Origin of the sequence: Dialister hominis (assembly GCF_007164725.1) — a bacterium.
Lineage (GTDB): Bacteria > Bacillota > Negativicutes > Veillonellales > Dialisteraceae > Dialister > Dialister hominis.
The window spans coordinates 1,293,245-1,312,595 of the sequence record NZ_AP019697.1; the positions used below are offsets into that span (position 1 = coordinate 1,293,245).

Annotated in this window: 18 protein-coding genes; 3 read left to right on the plus strand and 15 right to left on the minus strand. The window is 45.9% G+C overall.

Annotation, left to right across the window (positions count from 1 at the left end; all coding sequences use genetic code 11):
- Positions 1–209: 209 nt before the first annotated feature.
- On the plus strand, positions 210–1,256 hold the full coding sequence (locus tag Dia5BBH33_RS06050; protein ID WP_108849600.1) for a diacylglycerol/lipid kinase family protein: 1,047 nt from the start codon (positions 210–212) through the stop codon (positions 1,254–1,256).
- A 61-nt stretch (positions 1,257–1,317) separates the two neighbouring features.
- On the opposite strand, the gene Dia5BBH33_RS06055 is transcribed toward Dia5BBH33_RS06050, so the two are convergent.
- From Dia5BBH33_RS06055 to Dia5BBH33_RS06080, 6 genes are all read right to left on the minus strand, one after another.
- Complete coding sequence (locus Dia5BBH33_RS06055; protein ID WP_197710278.1) at positions 1,318–3,294, minus strand: TRAP transporter permease; 1,977 nt, start codon at positions 3,292–3,294, stop codon at positions 1,318–1,320.
- 5 nt (positions 3,295–3,299) lie between these two features.
- Positions 3,300–3,824, minus strand: a complete 525-nt coding sequence (locus Dia5BBH33_RS06060; protein ID WP_108849599.1) for a DUF1850 domain-containing protein — start codon at positions 3,822–3,824, stop codon at positions 3,300–3,302.
- An 80-nt stretch (positions 3,825–3,904) separates the two neighbouring features.
- On the minus strand, positions 3,905–4,873 hold the full coding sequence (locus tag Dia5BBH33_RS06065; RefSeq protein WP_143332574.1) for a TAXI family TRAP transporter solute-binding subunit: 969 nt from the start codon (positions 4,871–4,873) through the stop codon (positions 3,905–3,907).
- 171 nt (positions 4,874–5,044) lie between these two features.
- Positions 5,045–5,566, minus strand: coding sequence for a dCTP deaminase (gene dcd, locus Dia5BBH33_RS06070; RefSeq protein ID WP_108849598.1), 522 nt, complete (start codon positions 5,564–5,566; stop codon positions 5,045–5,047).
- Positions 5,563–6,474 carry a hypothetical protein gene (locus Dia5BBH33_RS06075; RefSeq protein ID WP_022382997.1) on the minus strand — a complete coding sequence of 304 codons (912 nt, stop codon included), beginning with the start codon at positions 6,472–6,474 and terminating at the stop codon, positions 5,563–5,565. Before Dia5BBH33_RS06075 ends, dcd begins: the two co-directional genes overlap by 4 nt.
- Before the next feature lie 203 nt (positions 6,475–6,677).
- The gene (locus Dia5BBH33_RS06080; RefSeq protein WP_022382998.1) at positions 6,678–8,285 is read right to left on the minus strand and encodes a peptide chain release factor 3; all 1,608 of its coding nucleotides are present in this window, start codon (positions 8,283–8,285) and stop codon (positions 6,678–6,680) included.
- 268 nt (positions 8,286–8,553) lie between these two features.
- Here Dia5BBH33_RS06080 and Dia5BBH33_RS06085 point away from each other — a divergent pair, with 268 nt between their 5' ends.
- On the plus strand, positions 8,554–9,507 hold the full coding sequence (locus Dia5BBH33_RS06085; protein ID WP_022382999.1) for an L-lactate dehydrogenase: 954 nt from the start codon (positions 8,554–8,556) through the stop codon (positions 9,505–9,507).
- A 65-nt stretch (positions 9,508–9,572) separates the two neighbouring features.
- Here Dia5BBH33_RS06085 and Dia5BBH33_RS06090 read toward each other — a convergent pair whose 3' ends face one another.
- From Dia5BBH33_RS06090 to Dia5BBH33_RS06110, 5 genes are all read right to left on the minus strand, one after another.
- A complete protein-coding gene (locus Dia5BBH33_RS06090; RefSeq protein ID WP_162501766.1) occupies positions 9,573–10,763 on the minus strand; it encodes an ISL3 family transposase in 1,191 nt (396 codons plus the stop codon).
- A 277-nt stretch (positions 10,764–11,040) separates the two neighbouring features.
- A complete protein-coding gene (locus tag Dia5BBH33_RS06095; RefSeq protein WP_143332576.1) occupies positions 11,041–12,072 on the minus strand; it encodes a 3-deoxy-7-phosphoheptulonate synthase in 1,032 nt (343 codons plus the stop codon).
- Positions 12,073–12,118: 46 nt separating this feature from the next.
- Positions 12,119–12,403 carry a TIGR04076 family protein gene (locus Dia5BBH33_RS06100; RefSeq protein ID WP_143332577.1) on the minus strand — a complete coding sequence of 95 codons (285 nt, stop codon included), beginning with the start codon at positions 12,401–12,403 and terminating at the stop codon, positions 12,119–12,121.
- Positions 12,403–13,221, minus strand: a complete 819-nt coding sequence (locus Dia5BBH33_RS06105; RefSeq protein WP_143332578.1) for a pyridoxamine kinase — start codon at positions 13,219–13,221, stop codon at positions 12,403–12,405. The genes Dia5BBH33_RS06100 and Dia5BBH33_RS06105 overlap by 1 nt, the downstream gene beginning before the upstream one ends.
- A 145-nt stretch (positions 13,222–13,366) precedes the next feature.
- Positions 13,367–14,092, minus strand: coding sequence for a flavodoxin (locus Dia5BBH33_RS06110; RefSeq protein ID WP_162501767.1), 726 nt, complete (start codon positions 14,090–14,092; stop codon positions 13,367–13,369).
- Between the two features lie 174 nt (positions 14,093–14,266).
- On the opposite strand from Dia5BBH33_RS06110, the gene Dia5BBH33_RS06115 reads away from it, so the two are divergent.
- Entirely contained in the window at positions 14,267–15,079 is an 813-nt protein-coding gene (locus Dia5BBH33_RS06115; protein WP_022383003.1) for a DNA-3-methyladenine glycosylase family protein, read from the plus strand.
- 147 nt (positions 15,080–15,226) lie between these two features.
- Here Dia5BBH33_RS06115 and Dia5BBH33_RS06120 read toward each other — a convergent pair whose 3' ends face one another.
- The 4 genes from Dia5BBH33_RS06120 to Dia5BBH33_RS06135 form a co-directional block, all read right to left on the minus strand.
- The gene (locus Dia5BBH33_RS06120; protein WP_143332102.1) at positions 15,227–16,804 is read right to left on the minus strand and encodes an IS1182 family transposase; all 1,578 of its coding nucleotides are present in this window, start codon (positions 16,802–16,804) and stop codon (positions 15,227–15,229) included.
- Positions 16,805–16,901: 97 nt separating this feature from the next.
- A complete protein-coding gene (locus tag Dia5BBH33_RS06125) occupies positions 16,902–17,294 on the minus strand; it encodes a hypothetical protein (protein ID WP_022383004.1) in 393 nt (130 codons plus the stop codon).
- Positions 17,295–17,357: 63 nt separating this feature from the next.
- Entirely contained in the window at positions 17,358–18,299 is a 942-nt protein-coding gene (locus Dia5BBH33_RS06130) for an alpha/beta hydrolase (RefSeq protein WP_108849594.1), read from the minus strand.
- Between the two features lie 97 nt (positions 18,300–18,396).
- On the minus strand, positions 18,397–19,344 hold the full coding sequence (locus Dia5BBH33_RS06135) for a sensor domain-containing diguanylate cyclase (protein ID WP_108849593.1): 948 nt from the start codon (positions 19,342–19,344) through the stop codon (positions 18,397–18,399).
- Positions 19,345–19,351 lie beyond the last annotated feature (7 nt).

Here is a 19,351-nt window from a genome sequence, read left to right on the forward strand (position 1 = left end):
TTCTATATTGGGTCAAGAGATAATTTAGCTTATTTGAATTATAAGGCTATATCTTGAGTAAGACAATCCATATCTGCCCCTGCATTTTACTTCCGGGAAATGACCTTTTGTAAAATGTTTGTATCAACAATCCATGATGATTTGATATAATAAGCATAAGATCAACAAACTGCGGAATTGGGACCGCAGTCATTCGGGAGAGTAAATTTATGGAAAAATCAGGACAGTGTACTGTCATCGTCAACCCTACTTCAGGGCGTGAGCGTGCCCCCAAGTACATACCCTTGCTGCACTCCGTGCTGTCAAAACGGTTTGAGGACATTACCATAAAGCTCACGGAAAAACCGGGAGATGCCACACATTTTGCTGAAATTGCCGCTAAAAAAGGCCATGACATCATCTGCATGGGAGGCGACGGCACAATCAATGAAACCATCAACGGAATGGTTCCTGTTGGAGGGAAATCCGCCTTTGGATTCATCCCTTTCGGTACGGTAAATGATCTGGCGCGTGCCCTTCACATCCCCCGCTCGCCAAAAGGTGCTATACGGATGCTTGAAACGGCTGTAAAAACGAATATCGACGTCGGCAAGATAAATGACCGCTACTTCATCAATGTCGTTGCTGCAGGCCTCTTATCGGAAGCCGTAGGAGAAGTCACCATCAAAGAAAAGACACTCTTTGGTTCTCTTGCCTACTTCATGAAGGGAATGCAGGTCCTGAACCGCCAGAAATCGTATCACTTCAGAATTGAAGAAGACGACGGCACTGTCATTCAGGTCTCCTCTCCTTTAATTGCGGCCATGCTGACTGACTCAGCAGGGAGCTTCCGCAACCTGATCCCGCCGGAAGACAGGAACAAGGGCGTCATAAAGCTCTGCCTGTTCCATGATTTCGAATGGCTTCTTGCCATCCGCCAGGCGCCAAAGCTTCTGGCAGGCATTCAGATGGGTCCTGACTTCGTCACCGTTGTCAGCTTGAAGAAGGCTCATATTTCCATTGACGAAAATGATGTACTTTGGACAAACGTTGACGGCGACAAGGGGCCAAAATTTCCTATTGACCTTGAAATTCTTCCAGCCTGCCTTCCCGTCTTCGTACCTAAGGACGCAAGGGATGATACCGTTCATTTCCCGCACTTCTTCAACAGTGTGGCGCCTCATATCCATTTCCCCTGGAATGAAAATGAAGAGCTCCTCCAGAAGGATAAGACCACGCAGGAAAGCAGCGAGCCTTCCGAGACAGAAGAAAAATAGTTCATCATCAACAGAGCATAATAAAAAGCGTGCCGCATTGGACACGCTTTTTATTATGCTTTTATGCTTTTTCTTTTTTACTTCTGAACCACTGCATGACGCCTACGCCTACAAGAAGTGCAACGCCGATGAGATCTGTCAGGCCATGAGGATCAATCAGGCAGAGGCCGCCTGCAGCCAGAATCAAACGTTCAAATACATTTGCCCTGGTATAGAACTGGCCGATCATAGCTCCCGAAATACCAATCATGCCGATGATGGCAGTTGTCGTCGTCATGAGAACACTCGTAAAGGTGGCTCCTATGCCAAGCAGCTGCGGAGACAGAACGAATACATATGGAATGATAAACGCGGCTATGCCCAGCTTTGATGCATTCACGCCCGTTTTCAGCGGGTCACCTCCTGAAATTGCAGAGCCAGCATATGCTGCCAGAGCAACCGGCGGAGTGATATCCGCAATGATACCGAAGTAGAATACGAACATGTGCGCTGCCAGCGTAGGAACGCCAAGCTGAATCAGGGCTGGAGCAGCGATTGTGGATGTAATAACGTAGTTTGCTGTTGTCGGAACGCCCATCCCGAGGATCAGGGAAGTGAGCATGGTGCAGAACAGGAGAAGCATGAAGTTGCCTGCAGCAACAGTAACGAGTGCGGAAGCCAGTTTCAGGCCGACACCTGTCTTTGTAACAACGCCGATGATCATACCTGCAGCGGCGCACGCTACGAGTACGCCTAAAGCGCCTCTGGCACCCTTGATGAGGCCGTCTACAATGTCATAGAAGCTCATGCGGGTATTTTTTCTAAGCATAGCTGTTGCAATGGAAATGAAGATACCTGCAAGAGCTGCTTTCATTGGTGTATAGCCGGAAGCAAGAAGCCCGATGATGGCAATCAGCGGAATAGCCAGATGGCCTTCTTCTTTCATGATTTTGCCCCATGGCGGAAGTTCGCTTCTGGGCGTTCCTTCCAGATGGTGTTTCTTTGCTTCAAAATGAACGCCAAGGAAAACGCCAAGGAAGTAAAGGATAGCTGGTACGACAGCCGCTTTAACGACTTCCATGTAAGGAATACCAACGAATTCAGCCATCAGGAATGCAGCTGCGCCCATGATAGGAGGCATCAGCTGGCCGCCTGTGGAAGCGGCAGCTTCTACGGCGCCTGCAAAGTTCTTATGGTAACCCAGTTTCTTCATCATCGGAATGGTGAAGGAGCCGGAACCTACAACGTTTGCAACGGAAGATCCGGAAATGGTGCCCTGGAGAGCAGAGGAAAGTACGGCAACTTTTGCCGGACCACCGGATGCCCAGCCTGCAATGGCGTTCGCAATATCAATGAAGAATTTGCCAAGGCCTGTCTTTTCCAGGAATGCACCAAAGAGGATAAACAGGAAAATAAATGTTGAGGATACGCCCAGCGGAATACCGAATACGCCTTCCGTCGTAAAGAAGAGGTGTCCGACCATCTGCTGCAGGGAAAGTCCCCTGTGTGCCAATGGTCCGGGCATGTACGGCCCAAAAAAGCCGAATCCCAGGAAGCACAGTACGACGATGACAATCGGCAGTCCGACGATACGTCTTGCTGCTTCAATGACCATGACAATCCCCAGCGTGCCAATGACCGTATCAAGTGGCGTTACGGTGCCGGCGCGGAGGATGAGCTGCTGGTAATTGACAAGGATGTATACCGGCGGAACCATGGCCAGAATGGCAAGTCCCACATCAAGCCAGTGGAATTTCCCGTCTTTGATCCATTCCTTCTTTGTCGGGCAGAGCAGGTACACCAGGCAGAGACCGAACGACAAGTGGATACATCTCTGGATCATGGCATCTAATGTACCAAAAATCCCTGTGTAGATCTGGAAGAGGGAGAAGCAAATGCAGATTGCTGCAATGATTTTCCCGAAGATGCCAGAGTACTCTACGGTATTGGATTCCTTATCCAATTCCTTGAGCTTCTTTTGGAGTTCATCTGTGAGCTCCCCGTTTATGGGTTCTGTATCATTCGGCGGATTCGTCCCATTTTTCTTTAATTCATCCAAGATTATCAGCTCCTAATTTCTTTTTTCATATACCAACCTTTGTAAAGAGGCGCTACGTAGAGATGAAGTTCTTTTCCCAGAGGCATCAGCTTTGACAGCTCATATTCCTTATCTCCCACATAGACCTTCTCTTCATTGGTTACACCATTTCTAATCGATAATTCCGGGAAATTGCGGTTCATGTTATCCATGATGAACCAGCCGTCTTCTTCCCTGAAATCACCATCTCCCTGTGAGAATGGCAGGCCAACTCCCAGCGATTGGTACTTGGTGGACTTCAGGACGAATCCTTCCGTTGCTTTATTGACTTCCAGATATTCATAAATCATCGTCTTCTGTACGGAATGTCTATAAACCAGCGTTACGGGTGTTCCTGCTTCCACTCTCTGCCTGATGATAAATCCGTCCGAGGTTTGTCCGAACAGGTATGGCTGCCGGATAATCCATCCTCCGACAGCAATAACCAGACAGATAATCAGCCCGAAAACAATCAGGACTGTTTCTAATTTCCCATTTTTCTGCTTTCTCATTAAAGTGAGAACGGACCCTGCCCTGCAGAGTCCGTTCCCCCTCCTTCCTTTTTAAAGAATCGGCGTAATGAGATGACCCTTTAGTTAGACTTCAGATACTTTTCAGCACCGGCGTTCATCTGAATGGACATACCTTCCAGAGCGGTGTCCTTCGTAATGTACTTGCCTACGGCGTGAGCTGCTTTCATGCGGTCGAGATGCGTGTAGAGAGCTTTGACGATTTCTCCGCCCATTTCATCGCTGAGTTTTGTTGTTCCGACGATGACGCACTTAACAGCTACAGTATTGACGTCTTCTGTCTGTCCAGGATAAGTGCCCTTCGGAATGACCATCTTGGTGTAGTATGGATATTTCTGCATCAGCTGATCAGAAATCTTCGGATCGATATCAACGATAGCAGCAGATTTGTTAGCAGCAAGGTCCTGTACAGCTGCTGTCGGGAAGCCTGCTACAACGACGCCTGCATCAACGTTGCCATCCTTCAGAGCATCGACTGCTTCGCCGAAGGAGAGGTACTGTACATCAATATCATTGTATGTGATTCCATAAGCTTCCAGAATCTGGCGTGCATTGGCTTCAGCACCGGAGCCGGATGCGCCGACTGCTACTTTCTTGCCTTTCAGGTCGGCAATTGTCTTAATTCCCTTGTCCTGGGTTGTAACGAACTGAATTGTTTCCGGATAGAGAGCTGCAAGACCGCGGAGGGAATCCACTTTATTGTCTTTGAACATTTCCTTGCCATTTGCTGCGTAGTAAGCAATATCGTTCTGGATGAAAGCGATATCAACGGATCCGTCTTTCAGCATATTGACGTTAGCTACGGATGCGCCGGTGGACTGTGCGGAAGCGTTCATCCCTTTGATGTTCTGGTTCAGGATTTCAGCTAATGCGCCGCCCAGAGGATAATAGGTGCCGGCTGTACCGCCGGTTGCGATGTTCAGGAACTGTTTGCCGCCAGAAGAACTATCGCTTCCGCAGCCTGCCAGGAATGCAGCACCTGCCATGCAAAGGACACCTGCTACCATCAATTTCTTCATTGCCTTTTTCATAACTGTCGACCTCCTTGGTTCTCTTAGAAAGCACTGGTGCTGTAGTTTGCTCTTGTGCCTCCGGAAACATTTGTGCACTGCAGAGAAATAAAAAAGCAGCGAGACATACGGGAACCGTACATCTGCTGCAAGCTTCTTTGCTTTATGTGCTATAAAGTTATTCTGATAATACTACTTTTCGAAATCTTTGTAAAGGAGGCTGGGCTGAATTCCTGTATTATTTTGATATTTTCCCTGATCATACGTATCAGCTTCGCCAAGAACCGTATGGAAATAGATCTGGCAGATCTCTACTCCTGCATAGATGCGGATCGGCTGCACGCAGAACATTTCAAGTGTCCAGTAGCCTGAGAATCCTACATCGCCGAACCCTGCCGTAACGTGGATGAAGAGACCAAGCCGTCCGATAGAAGATCTTCCTTCCAGCATCGGCACAAAGCACTTCGTCTTTGTATATTCTCTTGTTCTTCCCAGGTAGAGCTTGTTTGGTTCAAGAAGAATTCCTTCTTCCGGTATATGGAGGAGGTGTCCGGTATTCTTCTTTTTCATATCCAGCTCATGATTGTCATAAACCATAAGCTCATCGGACAGTGTCAGATTGTAACTGTTGGGATTTACCTTTTTGGGATCAAACGGATCAATGATTATTTCCTCACCCATATGCCGAACGATTTCTCTTCCGGATAAAATCATTTGTGCTTCCTGCCTTCCTGATTAAAAATTCTTCTATGTACAGCCATCCTGCGGCGGCTGAACGGGTTTACTGCCTGCATGCCTTCTGTCAGATTGAAAAGAGATTTCTCCTTATCTGTCAGGCGGTCGGATATCAGGAGTTCTCCCCTGTCATTAAATGTAATCAAATGCGCTGCAAACAGTGACCCATGCGTCGGGCAGAAGACGAGCCCCTTATGGTTGAAGTCATCATCTCCGTAGGGAACGGCTCTCAATAAAGAAAGTCTTTCTGCTCCGCAAACGGTGCACCTCGGATGTTCACCAAAGGATTTGCGGTGAAAGGTATGCTCTTCATCAAGATAGCGGCGGATTCTTCCTACTGTTGTTTCAGATGGCTTTGAAAAAAGATTTCCTTCCACTCCGGCCGCTGATACGTCCTCATCGAGGAATCTTCGGATAGCTTCTCCGCCCCAGATATCGGCTTCAACAAGTTCGCGGTAAGCACGGACGGCTTCCGGTTTCAAAATCCAGAAATAAGTGCCGTCTTCACTTTCAGAACCATCAAAGACATACTCCCAGGGGGCTCTTTTCTTAGGTGCGGCATCTGCTTTTAGAGCCCCTTCGCCGGCAGCGTCTTCGCTGCCTGTTTCTTCCGCTCCATCAGCCTCGCTGTTCTTAGCCAGCTTTCCTTCTTCATACAGGCTCTTGATCTTGTTTCCTGCCCAGCCGACGCCTGCATTCAGGGCACGGTATTCCATATAAAGAGCTTCTGCAATATTCTTCGCATTGTCTGTATAATCCGGGGTATAGTAGAGCTTGGAGAATATTCTCATCATCAGCTGGCTCATGACAGCATTATCGCCTAAAAGCGTCATCCAGCCTTCTGTTGATATTTTGTCCCACTGTTTCAAACCTTTTCTTCTTGCCATACTCACCGCCCCGTTTAGTTCATATCTATCATTCTCTGTTTCAGCGTTTTGGTATATTATATATAATTTTAATGAGCCTGTATATATTTTTATTTCAGATATAGGCGCTAAAGCGTGAATTCTCTCAATTTCAATAAAAAAAGGAGCCGTGGATCATGCATTGCTGCATTCCACTGCTCCTTTTTTTATTCGATCCGCCTTGATCAGTTTCCTTCCAGTTCTGCCACTCCTACAGGCGGGCTTTCAAGGAATTTGACCTTCGGATTTCTCTGTTCGAGCCATCCTGCCTGCCATGCATTTGGAAGCAGGTATACCGGACGTTCCCTTCTGTCGTATACGACAAGTGCATTGTCGATGCCAATCAGTTCTTCCGGCGGAACATCGCCTTCCGTCCAGCGGGCTGTCGTATATTCCATAAGATCCAGATTTACAGTTACATTGTATTCATTTTCAAGACGGTACTTCATGACTTCAAACTGGAGCTGGCCGACAGCACCGATAATGAAGGATTCCATGATATACGGCTGCTTGTAAACCTGAATGGCGCCTTCCTGGGCAAGCTGTCCTACGCCGTTCAGGAACTGCTTTCTCTTCATGCTGCTTTCCGGGGAAATCCGGGCAAAGAGTTCCGGCGGGAATACAGGGAAATCAATGAATGTGACAGGATGCTTCTTCTCACAGACTGTATCTCCCACACCAAGTTCGCCTGTATCAAAAATACCGATGATATCACCCGGGTATGCTTTTTCGACGGTCTGTCTTTCCGTGGCAAGGAACTGCTGCGGCTGGGACAGGCGGAGCATCTTGCCGCTCTGGCGGTGAAGGACGCTTGCGCCCTTTTCGAAAATGCCGGAGCAGATGCGCATGAATGCGACTCTGTCGTGATGCTTGGGATCCATATTCGCCTGGATTTTGAAAACGAAAGCGGAGAAGGATGGATCTTCCGGGGAAATCGAACCTTCCAGCGTTTTTCTAGGTTCCGGAGGCGGAGCAAGCTGCAGGTATTTTTCAAGGAACGGCTGCACGCCGAAGTTCGTCATGGCCGAGCCAAAGAACATCGGTGTCAGTTCCCCTTTCTTTACTTTTTCTTCATCAAAAGGATCGCCGGCTTCATCAAGAAGTTCCAGATCACTTTCGAGAGATTCAATGATTTCCGGAGTCAGATTCGATTTGATTGCTTCGTCATCAATCTTGCCGGAGATAACTTCGAGCTTCTTGACGCCGTGGGCATTGTCCTTCAGGAACAGGTGGCACATTTCTGTCTCCCTGTCATAAATCCCTGTGTAATTGCCGTTTACGCCAATCGGCCAGTTCATCGGGCAGGAACGGATGCCAAGGACGTCCTCGATTTCAGCCATCAGATCAAATGGATTCTTGCCAAAGTGGTCGATTTTATTGACGAATGTAAAAATCGGGATGCCTCTGTCAGAGCAAACTTTGAAAAGTTTCTTTGTCTGCGCTTCGACACCTTTTGCAACGTCGATGACCATGACAGCCGAGTCGACGGCCATCAGTGTACGATATGTATCTTCAGAGAAATCCGCATGCCCTGGCGTATCCAGAATATTGATTCTGCATCCTGCATAGTCAAACTGCAGTACGGAACTCGTTACAGAAATACCGCGCTGCTTTTCAATTTCCATCCAGTCAGACACTGCATATCTGGCTGTTTTCCTTGCTTTTACGGAGCCTGCCAGGTGAATAGCACCCCCGTAAAGCAGAAGTTTTTCCGTCAATGTCGTTTTACCGGCATCCGGATGTGAAATAATGGCAAATGTACGGCGTCTCTGTATTTCTTCTAAATCAGTCATTTTGCACCTCAATAATAAAAAACATATACATTTATATTATACATCAAGGAGGCATCAGTTTCCTACAGCTTCTTGGAAATTCAGAAATTTCGTTTCACTGCCTTTATTTCAGGAATATACATCGCAAATTTCTTGTAGTATAATAACTGTAATTATCTATTAAACAGATAATTGTATTCTATGTATTGATAACGATTCGTACAGGAGAATGGTATGTACCCTGAATCAGCCCATCTGGTTCGTTTGGAGTAAAGGAGAAGAGAATCTTATGTCAATCAAAACCAGAAAAATCGGAATCATCGGAGCCGGCAACGTAGGCTCCCACTTAGCCCTTCAGTTTGCAGTCCAGGGACTTGCAGACGAAGTCGTTTTCTATGATATCAATCATGACAAGGCAACAGGCGAATCTTTGGATCTGCTTGATGCCGTAAGTTACCAGCCGCATCATTTCGAAGCCTATGCAGGCACAGTCGATGATATGAAAGATGCGGATATCCTCATCAATGCATCCGGCAGGCCGCGCCTTCAGGGACAGAACCGCCTCGACATGATGAACAGCGCCGTCGATACGAGCAAGGAATTCCTCCCGATCATTGAAAAATCCGGATTTGACGGCATCATTATTTCCATTTCCAACCCATGCGATATTATTGCCGAATACCTGCAGTACAAGCTTGACTGGCCAAAGCAGAAAATCATAGGCTCGGGCACAGCTTTGGACTCCGCCCGCCTGCAGATGCAGCTCTCCACGCAGCTTAAAATCAACCGCCGTTCCCTCACAGCTTACCTCTTAGGCGAACACGGGGATTCGAGCATGATTCCGTGGAGCCACGTCACGGTAGCAGGCAAGCCGATTGATGAACTTCTTGCTGAAAAGCCGGACGTTTACCACATGGATTCCAAGGATGAAATTCTCCGCAAGGTTCATGAAGAAGGCACCTGGGAAAATTCCATGAAAGGCTGCACTGAATTCGGTGTTTCTTCTGCAACAGCTGAGCTTGTCCGTGCCATTTACCATGATGAGCACAAGATTCTCCCCTGCTCCGTCTACCTCGACGGCCCGTATGGAATCAAGGACAGCTTTGCTTCCGTTCCGGTCAAGATCGGTAAGGACGGTGTAGAGGACATCATTGAACTCCACCTGACAGATGAAGAAAATGAAGAATTCCAGAAGTCCATTAAGGTCCTGAAAGAACACTTTGCAAGAGCACTGAAACTCTAATCTGAAAACTAAAAAGAGGCTGTGAAAAGCGGAAAATCGTTTTTTACAGCCTTTTTTATGGCTCTTCACGGAAATTTGGGGGATGAATAATTTTTAGGTAAAGAATGGAATCGGATAAGGGTAAAGAAATAATCCATGTTTCGGTACCCATATCCGATTCTTTTTAGTACCTTGATCTTATTATTGAATCCTTCAAGCTTCCCCGTATTGATAGGATACAGGGCATGAGCAGCCAGTCCCTTGATTCGCTTCTGCTTTTGCCGGGCAAACTTTACCAGGGCAGGGATCCCGCTCTCCAGTCCAGCCTGAATCCATTTTGTCCATCCGGCGAGAGCTTCTTCATAGTCAGTCAATGTGAACAGACGAGTCATCTCCTGCTTCATGGCATAACAAATCGCCAAATCCCTATGCTCGCTCAGGATATCCAACAGATGAGTTTTCTGCCTTTCATTCAGGTGGTCGTCCTTCTTTAACAGTATCCATCGGGATTTCTTTAATTCGGTATAAAGCTTCCTTTCTTCATGGCTCTTTTCCCTGGCCATCTTCTGGAGCTCTGGATTATTAGTTTCTTTCGTATATTCCTTTAATGCTTCTGCTTCCTGCCTATGCTTTTGTGCTTCCTCCAGGCGCACGGCTCCCATAACATCACGCCCAAACTGTGCCTGCATATGGTACCGGTCATAAACGATGGGGACCTTCGGACAATATTTCTGGAACAGCCTGTTAAAGGATGCGTTCATATCCATGGCCACCGCTTTTAGCCTGGAAAGAAGCGAAAGGCCAATGCTCTTAAAGAAGTGCTCAAAATCTGCCATGGAGCGGCCCAGGCCGGCCCACAAGATGAATCCCGTTTCCAAATCCATAACGCAGGTGGCATAGCGATGGCCCTTATGGATAGCGAACTCATCTACGGCCAAATACCGTGGGCGATAGTTACTTTTCTTCAGGCAGGTTTCAAAGGCAGCCAACGCCTTATCCATGATATGCTTTTGTATTTTCTGTATGGTACTCCAATGTACAGAGAGCATGGCCGAAATGGCAGAAATGGATGTATGACACTTAAGCAGGTGGATAATCCACAAGGCCATATCCCAAGTAACGCGTGTGAAAGGGCATTGGCAGGGGATATCTTCCGTTATGGCCTCCCCGCAGGATGTGCAGCGGAATCTGTGCCCCGAGAACTCTATATACTTCTTTTGCTTAGGAAGATCTGGAAAATCCTTGATGAGTACAGAAAAAGCCCCATAACTATACATACGGGAGTGACAGTGCGGACAGGAAAAATCTCTGGCAGTCCGTAGACTGGTAACTCGGGTATGGCAATGAGGATTTGGATGGTTAATGATATTTTCTGTGCGATAATATTGACAATTAAAAGTGATTTCATTATGGTAATAAAAGAGCATTATTCGACCTCCGTGCGTAGTTTTAGGCAACTTACATTTTGGAGTAGATGATGCTCTTTTTCAATGCCAATTTTATATGTTATTATTTTTATCCCACAAAAAAGCGTGAAGAACCTTTTTTATTGTATTATACCTGATCCGCCAGATTCAGGATCAATTCATAGCTCTTTGCCCATCCAAGGCATGGATCGGTAATGGACTTGCCATAAATCCCTTCTCCGATTTTCTGGCTTCCGTCTTCGATGTAGCTCTCGATCATAAGCCCTTTGACCAGATGATGAATATCCGGAGAATAAGCTCTGCTTGCCATGACATCTCTGGCAATACGGATCTGCTCCATGTACTTCTTGCCGGAATTGGAATGGTTGCAGTCCACAACGATGGCAGGATTTTCCAGTGATCTTTCATTGTACATTTCCATCACATGCTGCAAGTTTTCATAATGATAGTTGGGCATGCTTGTCCCGAAGTGATTGACATATCCGCGGAGGATAGCATGCGCCAGGGGATTTCCCGTCGTATGCACTTCCCACCCATGGAAAAGGAAATCCTGCTCATTCTGAGCGGCTTCAATGGAATTCATCATGACAGAAAGATCGCCAGATGTCGGATTCTTCATGCCGACCGGAATCCCCACGCCGCTTGCAATCATCCTGTGAAGCTGATCCTCGACAGAGCGCGCCCCGATGGCTCCATATGCCAGTAGATCGGAGAGATATCTGTGATTTTCCGGATAGAGGATTTCCTCAGCACAGGTAAATCCTGTATTTTCAATGACACGGACATGCATGCAGCGGATAGCTTTGATTCCTTCCATCATGTTTTCCTTTCCTTCCGGATCGGGCTGATGAAGCATGCCTTTGTAACCCTTGCCTATCGTGCGCGGCTTATTCGTGTATACTCTTGGAACAATGAATAATTTGTCCTTGACTTCATCTGCCGCTTTGGCAAGACGCTCACAGTAATCGAGCACGGCAGTTTCATTATCTGCTGAGCAGGGGCCGATGATCAGTAAGAATCTGTCATCCTTCCCTGTCATGATGTCTGCAAGCTCTTTATCTCTTCTCTCCTTCAATTCTGCATATTCCGGCTTCAATGGAATTTCCTGCTTCATTTCCATTGGTTCAGGAAGCCTGCGGATGAATTTCATCTGTTCCATGATGTCCACACCCATTCTCACTTATACAACTTTCAGAAAAGACTGATTAGTCCTCTTTCTCTTCATCGATTCGTTCGATTTTGAATACATTGATGGTTTCTACATCAGGGCAGCAGAAAATGGCTGTCCCTTTTTTCTGTCCCGGCTGGGGAATCTCTCCGCCGTACCTCAGGATATCTATGTATGGAAATGCCACATGCATGACCATGGAGCAGATTTCTCCTCTGTCCTTATCAAAATCCCAGGAATCTCCCGGACGGTGTCCCCTGTGGCAGGGGCATTTTCCCAATCTGTCAATATAGGTAATCTTGATTTTCGGTCTTCTAGCCATTAGTCCAAAACCTCCAGACATGTTTCAATCGGAATTCCTTTAAAAGGTTCCCTGCTTCCTAAATTCTTTTCTATCATTCTGCGTACGGTATCCATGGCATGCGACGCAGCATCCTTCATCGTTTTTCCATGAAGCACTCCGCCCATGAACACGGCAGAAAAAATATCGCCGGTCCCTGGGAAGCGCATGGGAATCAGTGAAAAATGGATGAGGAAAAACTTATCAAGCTTTGCGTCATAGCCTGCTACTGCATTCTTTCCATCTACTTTTGCGCTTGTTATAATAACGGATCCCCTGCTGATCTCATGAAGACGAAGCAGAAGGTCTTTGATTTCAGGCTCTGTCGTCCCCTCTTCCTTGTAAGGCACTCCTGCCAGGAAAGATGCCTCCGTATAATTGGGGACCATGAAGTCTGCTGCGGAAATCAAATTTCTGAGCCCTGCAACTGTCTGATCCGTAAGCCCGTTATACAGATGCCCTTCATCTCCCATAATCGGATCTACAAATATCAGTGTTCCTTTTTTGCGTTCTTCCACGCAGTACTCCCGGATCATCTCCGCCTGCTTCTCCGTTACGATAAAGCCGGTAGAAACGGCATCGAAGGAGAAATTAAGCGTTCTCCAGACATCAAGCGTATGGATCATATAATCCGTCGTGTCCAGGATTTCAAACTTCCCATAATCCAGGGTATTTGAGACCAGAGCTGTCGGCAGATTATAAATATGATGCCCCATATGGGTAAGAATAGGCATCATGGCAGCCAGCGCTACTTCGCCGTATCCGGGAAGATCATTAATCAATAGTACTTGTTTTCCCAAAACAGCCCCTCCCTTCAGTAATACTTCAATATATTTTTTATTGTACCATATTGCCAAAAGGGAAAATCATCTATTATTGCATCTTTATCGATTTCAATCAAAAAAGCCGCCATCCTCATATGGACAACGGCTTTTGCTTAATTAATTACATAAGACCTGCTTTTGTGAGCCACGGGTCAATGACATTGTACGAAGTATTTGCATCAAGTGTCAGCCCCTGGAAAATCTTAGCGCCAGGCGCTGCGGCTGCAATGGCCGGTATAGTCACCTCGATTGGACTGCTGTAGGAACACATGAATGGAACAATCAGCTTCCCTTTCAGATCCTGCTGTTCAAGGAATGACGGGATGACCATCGGTGCTGTAAACCACCATGCCGGATACCCCAGAACCAGTACATCATACTGCTTCAAATCAGGCTGTATTCCGGCAAGCTTGGGACGTGCATTGCTGTCTGTTTCTGCGGCTGCTTCCTTCAGGACAGCATTATATTCCTTGGAATAGTCCGGATCTCTCTTGATTTCATAAATATCGCCGCCAATTTTCTGCTGGATGGAATGAGCGACTTCGCCCGTTATGCCGCCCCACGTAAAGTAAGCGATCATGATTTTCTTTCCCTTATTGGATCCGGCAGGCAGCTCTTTGATCGTATCAATAGATTTTGCTTCCTTTTCATGAAGGCTTTCTAGCTGGTCCTTCAGGTCTTCGGACATAGGCTTCCCTGTCGGATTTGGCACATACTTCCCGTTCTGCGAAGTTGGCTGCACGGCAGAGGCCGCTTTGCTTGAAGAACTTCCCGAGTTTCCGCAGGCGGTCAACGCCAGGACAAGCCCGCCCAATGCAAGAGCCGCGCAGATTTTCTTGATTTTCATAAAATCCCTCCCATAATCACAATCCTTGTACCTCATTTTCCTCTATTTTATCACCTGAAGCAGAAATATAAACAAAATAAACAAACAGAATTTTTATTATTCTTTTTTTCTTTTAGAGGACCCTTTCCCTTTGATTCCTGTATAATAAGGAAAACAGTTTCATCAGGAGGATATATGATCGTTACTATCAAAGACGATTTCGATGCTGATAAGATCATGAGAAGCGGACAGTGCTTCCGTGTCGTTCAAACTGAATATGGTTACCGCTTTATCACAGGCTCCCATGTACTTTACATGAAGCCGCTTACAGAGACAAAGTATGACATTTCCTGCAGCCGGTATCAGTGGAATCATACATGGAAGCCTTACTTTGACTGGAACAGGAATTACAAATCCATAAGGGAGGCTCTTCCGGAATCAGATCCATGCCTGTACAAGGCAGCTTCCTACAGCAGTGGCATCCGGATTCTCCGTCAGGATCCATGGGAAACGCTCATTACTTTCATCATCTCGCAAAGAAAATCCATTCCTGCTATCCGTTCGGCTGTCGAAGCGCTTGCAAAGGCCGCAGGAAAACCTGTAAAGACACCCTATGAAATCATTTATACATTCCCAATGCCAAAGGAATTATCAAAGCTTTCGTTAGAAGAGCTCAAATCCTGCTCCTTAGGATACAGAGCTCCTTATATATACGATACTGTGAAAGCGGCTGTTAAAACTCCCGGTATAATGAAAAAGATAGGTACACTCGATGACGAAGATCTTTTGAAGGCGCTGATGGATTTCCCGGGTGTCGGCATTAAAGTAGCAGGATGCACAGCACTCTTCGGATACGGACGGACATCTTTTGCCCCCGTTGATGTATGGATTTCCCGGGTCATCGATACATTCTACCAGGGAGAAAACCCATTCCCTTCTTTTGGTGAAAATGCTGGAATCCTCCAGCAATACCTTTTCTTCTACGCCCAGACAACAAAATTGAAATAAAAAAGGGGCTGTGACAAAATGGTTAATCATTTTGTTGCAGCCTCTTTTTTGCGTCTTTATTTCATCATTTTTAGCTCTGCTGTAAGCCTTTTACGTAAAAATGCGCGTAAGCCCCCTTACCCCCATAAGACTTTTAATTATATTGTCTTAGGCGGCAATCCTTATACGCATTATTTTTGTGATGTATTTCCTTAAATTATAGCCAAGTGCTACCAGGTATAACTCGGCTTTTACAGAATCTATCCCTTTTCTGACGATTCTTTTGTACCATCTGTCATGTTTCATGATTCCAAAAGTTCCTTCAGCCTGGATTGACCGGTTCATTCTTAGCAGGGCTCCATGGATGCTTTCCAGATTATCCTGAACCTCCTGGTACATGTTATTCCGTTCTCTGCTCAATGAGATTCTTTTGTTCTTCGGGGTCTTTTTACATTGCTCTGCCAGCGGGCATCCTTGGCAGTCTTCGCATTCAAATACTTCCTCCTGCCTGCCGTATAAGTTCCCTCTGACCAGATGTCTATAGATAAATTTGAAAGCCCTGTCATTTGGACAACGGATGGTTCCATTCTCATCAACTCTAAAGTTTATTGGCCGAAACGGATTGGTATGGTATTTCTTGTCTTTCGTTTCTTTCTTGTACATGGGGAATTTCATATACTTTTCCATACCGTGCTGCTCGCAATAGATGTAATTGTTGAAAGATCCATATCCTGCATCTGCCACAGGATACTTAGGATAAGCCCCATAGACTTCGTGGAATTCCTCCATCAGCGGTACGAAGCAATCCATATCTGAACGATACTGGTTAACATCAATTACGGCAATAAATTCATCGGCAACACCTATTTGGACATTGTATGCAGGCAGAAGCTGATCATTTCCCATGTAGTCCGACTTGATTCGCATGAATGTTGCATCCGTATCGGTCTTCGAATAACTGTTTCTGGAAGTACCGCATATCTGTATCTTCTCAACATATTCTTCAAGTTTTGATGTATATGCCTTAAGCTGCTCATACTTGCGTTGATGATCGGACTTGCGATGCCCGCTTCCATGAACAAAGGCCGTCTCATCAATCTGCCAGATTTCTTTTAATTTATCCAATACCAGACGCAGATAGTCCGGAGCGTATTCTGTATTGATGTTTACACTCATATGGTCATACTTAAGATCATCATTGAGTAACTCAAAAAGGCTGGTAATCTTGGCAAAAAGCTTGTAGCGGGATTTTTCAGCGGATTTCTTCCATACCCAGCTGTATTTATTTGCGTTCGCTTCAAACTTGGAACCGTCAATATATATATGCTGCAAATCCACGTTGAGTTTGCCGCAGAGTTCTTTCGTAATTGAATAAAAGATATCCTTGAGAGAATACTTAAGAAAGCCCTTCACGAAATGACAGAATGTCCGATAGGATGGGGCTTCATAATTCATCAGGTACATATATCTGATATTAACCCTGCAATTATCTTCAAGTTTTCTAAAAGAGCAATATCCTTCTTCTGCGAAACCATAGATGATCGTTTTCAGCATGTTGACGGGATTATACCTGGGTCTGCCAGCGCCACGCGTCGGTATGTAACGAAGGTACTTTTTAAGATCGATTTCCTCCATAAATCTGTCATACATTAAAACAGGATCATCGACATTGAGAATCTCAGAGGGAAACATTGGCAAAATGCCTTGTTCTGCGGTAAAATGATTGCTAGTGTTGTTATTTTTCATTGTAAAAAATTATAACACGAAAGGCTCTGCCCCGGACCAAATGATCCGGGGCAGAGCCCTTTTTGTTGGGATGAATTTTGTCACATCCCCTTTTATTTTAGAATTTCAGCCCTGCTTTCCGGAGCGCTTTGAATGTGTAATCAAGAATATTGTACAATGTTTCGCTGTCTTCAGCAGTCAGATTCTTTCCGTCGACTGCTTTAAGATCCTTGTAATAAAATCCTAGTTTCTTTTCAAGATTCTTTGCAATATCAATACCTTCTGCAGGTGTCTCAACCTTAGGCTGATTCATTTCAGCTTCCAGCTGGAATACGCGTTCCTGCAGTTTTTCATTTTCTTTTTCCAGTGAATCGATGGTCAAATGAAGTCCATCGATGGCATCTCTTTCCTGATCCAGATTCATCTGGAGGCTCTCTACCGTTCCCTTCAATACCTGAATCGTTTCAGCAGCCGCTTCCATTGCACTCTTTGAAATTTCCTGATTATCCATTATCCATCACCTCGCGGAAACTACGATACTTTTCTTTATTTTATCACAGCTTTTGACAGTCTATCAGGTATTTTTAATGAAATCTGTGACATATTCGCGATAAGCCGGCCCATTTGCAGACATTTCCATCGTATGTGACGCTCCCTGGAATATATAAAGTTTTTTGTTCGTGCTGGACGAATCTGCTAAAAGAAGTTCTGCTACTTCAGGCGGTACGAGCTGGTCTTTCGCGCCATGAAGGAAAAGCACCGGAGATGTCATGTGCTGGACTCTGTTTACCGGATCGATATCAGATAAAAGCTTGCCCGTGTGCATGTATAAGGCTGCCTGGAAGAATGGATTCAATACGTCCATGCCGAGGACCAATCTGTCATCCCCCGTATACTTCATAAGCTTGTCTCTTCCAAGATCTAAAAGATCCCCGTAAGAGCTGTCGGCCACATAGAATTTCATTTGCTTTCCTTCATCGCTTGCACTGTAGATGAGCGCCATGGCAGCGCCTAAGGAAACACCATGGAACCCGATCTGCATCTGCGGATTTTTGCTTCTAAGAAGCGAAACCCATGCATTCATATCCTCTACATCATGGATGCCCCAGTCTGTATGGCCGCCTTCACTTTCTCCATGCCCGCGAAGATCGGCCAGCAGGACATTGTATCCCATCCTGCGGTAAATATTGGCATAAGGAATGCACATCGTGCGGTTCTGATACAAACCATGGAGAAGTATCACCGTATTCCGGGTTCCTGATTCTCCCGGAATATACGTCCCGACAAGTTTCGTCCCATCCTTTGAATGGACTTCGACCCTCTGCCAGCCATTTCTCGCCTCCAGTGAATGGATCCGGTCAAGTTCTCCTTTACGATTCTCTATTCCAAGAATCTGATCCCAGGGCGCGGAGAAAAGCTCTTCATACGCTACATTTCCCGCATAAAGCCCCGCCGCCAGAAAAAGGATAAGTGCAAGACCGACGAGCCACTTGATTAATTTCCACAAAAAACGCATTCTAATGTCCCCTATAAGCAAATTTTTGCTTCCTGTCCCGTTTCTTCTGGAATAACAAATGACCGCAGAATATCTGCGGTCACTATTATTTCTGTCATCATCTGATGTCTGCGCGCTCAATCTTCCCGACAAGAGGCACATCAGCATCAATCATAATCCGATCTCTCCCTGCCTGCTTTGCCTTGAACAACAAACGGTCTGCCCTGTCGACAATGGATTTTAAGGTATCTTCTTCTCTGACAAAGGTCACGCCAATAGAAACTGTAACAGAAAGCTTATTTCCGTCTTTAATAATATACGCCTGATTGACTACATCCCGCAAGCGGTTTGCAATCGGAACGGCATCCTTTTCATAAGGAACAGGGCATACACCGACAAACTCCTCGCCGCCCCAGCGTCCGATCACATCTTCGTGCCGGACATTCTCTTTAATGCTGTCAGCAAATGATTTCAGCATCATATCTCCGGCAACATGGCCATATTTTATATTAAAGTCATGGAAATGGTCAATATCCATAAACATCACGGCAAACGGGCGGAATAATTTGTGGTACTCATAGAACCTGACCTTCAGTATGGATTCCATGTACAAGCGGTTCGGAAGCTCTGTCAGGGAGTCATGGAATGCGATCTCATGCAGATTTTCAACGAGACGGGAATCTGCTTCCACCGGGCCCACTACCTCAAAAATTTCTGCTACATGCTTCGTTTCCCCATTTTCATCCTTAAGCGGCACAAAATATGTATCAATCAAGATGCGGTATCCGTTCTTATGAAGAAAAGTAACTCTTGCTTTTGATTTTTCTCCCGATTCGACAGTAGCAAGGAGCGGGCAGAAGAATTGGCAAAGGCTTCGTCCCTCTTCATCCATATGGAACAATCCTGACTGCGGACAGTGCTTGCCCACCATTTCCTCTCTTTTATATCCTGTAATCTGTTCCGCTTCCTTATTCCAGTAAACGATCGTACGGTCCGGCTCTACAATGTAAAGTCCAAAAGGAAGATCATCCGCTATCTTTCTAAAATTTTCTTCTTTCAGCTCCATCAGTAAC

Coding starts and splice junctions, on each gene's coding strand:
- Dia5BBH33_RS06050 (WP_108849600.1), top strand. CDS start 210: ATGGAAAAATCAGGACAGTGTACTGTCATCGTCAACCCTACTTCAGGG.
- Dia5BBH33_RS06060 (WP_108849599.1), bottom strand. CDS start 3,824: ATGAGAAAGCAGAAAAATGGGAAATTAGAAACAGTCCTGATTGTTTTC.
- Dia5BBH33_RS06065 (WP_143332574.1), bottom strand. CDS start 4,873: ATGAAAAAGGCAATGAAGAAATTGATGGTAGCAGGTGTCCTTTGCATG.
- dcd (WP_108849598.1), bottom strand. CDS start 5,566: ATGATTTTATCCGGAAGAGAAATCGTTCGGCATATGGGTGAGGAAATA.
- Dia5BBH33_RS06075 (WP_022382997.1), bottom strand. CDS start 6,474: ATGGCAAGAAGAAAAGGTTTGAAACAGTGGGACAAAATATCAACAGAA.
- Dia5BBH33_RS06080 (WP_022382998.1), bottom strand. CDS start 8,285: ATGACTGATTTAGAAGAAATACAGAGACGCCGTACATTTGCCATTATT.
- Dia5BBH33_RS06085 (WP_022382999.1), top strand. CDS start 8,554: ATGTCAATCAAAACCAGAAAAATCGGAATCATCGGAGCCGGCAACGTA.
- Dia5BBH33_RS06090 (WP_162501766.1), bottom strand. CDS start 10,763: ATGTATAGTTATGGGGCTTTTTCTGTACTCATCAAGGATTTTCCAGAT.
- Dia5BBH33_RS06095 (WP_143332576.1), bottom strand. CDS start 12,072: ATGGAACAGATGAAATTCATCCGCAGGCTTCCTGAACCAATGGAAATG.
- Dia5BBH33_RS06100 (WP_143332577.1), bottom strand. CDS start 12,403: ATGGCTAGAAGACCGAAAATCAAGATTACCTATATTGACAGATTGGGA.
- Dia5BBH33_RS06110 (WP_162501767.1), bottom strand. CDS start 14,092: ATGAAAATCAAGAAAATCTGCGCGGCTCTTGCATTGGGCGGGCTTGTC.
- Dia5BBH33_RS06115 (WP_022383003.1), top strand. CDS start 14,267: ATGATCGTTACTATCAAAGACGATTTCGATGCTGATAAGATCATGAGA.
- Dia5BBH33_RS06120 (WP_143332102.1), bottom strand. CDS start 16,804: ATGAAAAATAACAACACTAGCAATCATTTTACCGCAGAACAAGGCATT.
- Dia5BBH33_RS06125 (WP_022383004.1), bottom strand. CDS start 17,294: ATGGATAATCAGGAAATTTCAAAGAGTGCAATGGAAGCGGCTGCTGAA.
- Dia5BBH33_RS06130 (WP_108849594.1), bottom strand. CDS start 18,299: ATGCGTTTTTTGTGGAAATTAATCAAGTGGCTCGTCGGTCTTGCACTT.
- Dia5BBH33_RS06135 (WP_108849593.1), bottom strand. CDS start 19,344: ATGGAGCTGAAAGAAGAAAATTTTAGAAAGATAGCGGATGATCTTCCT.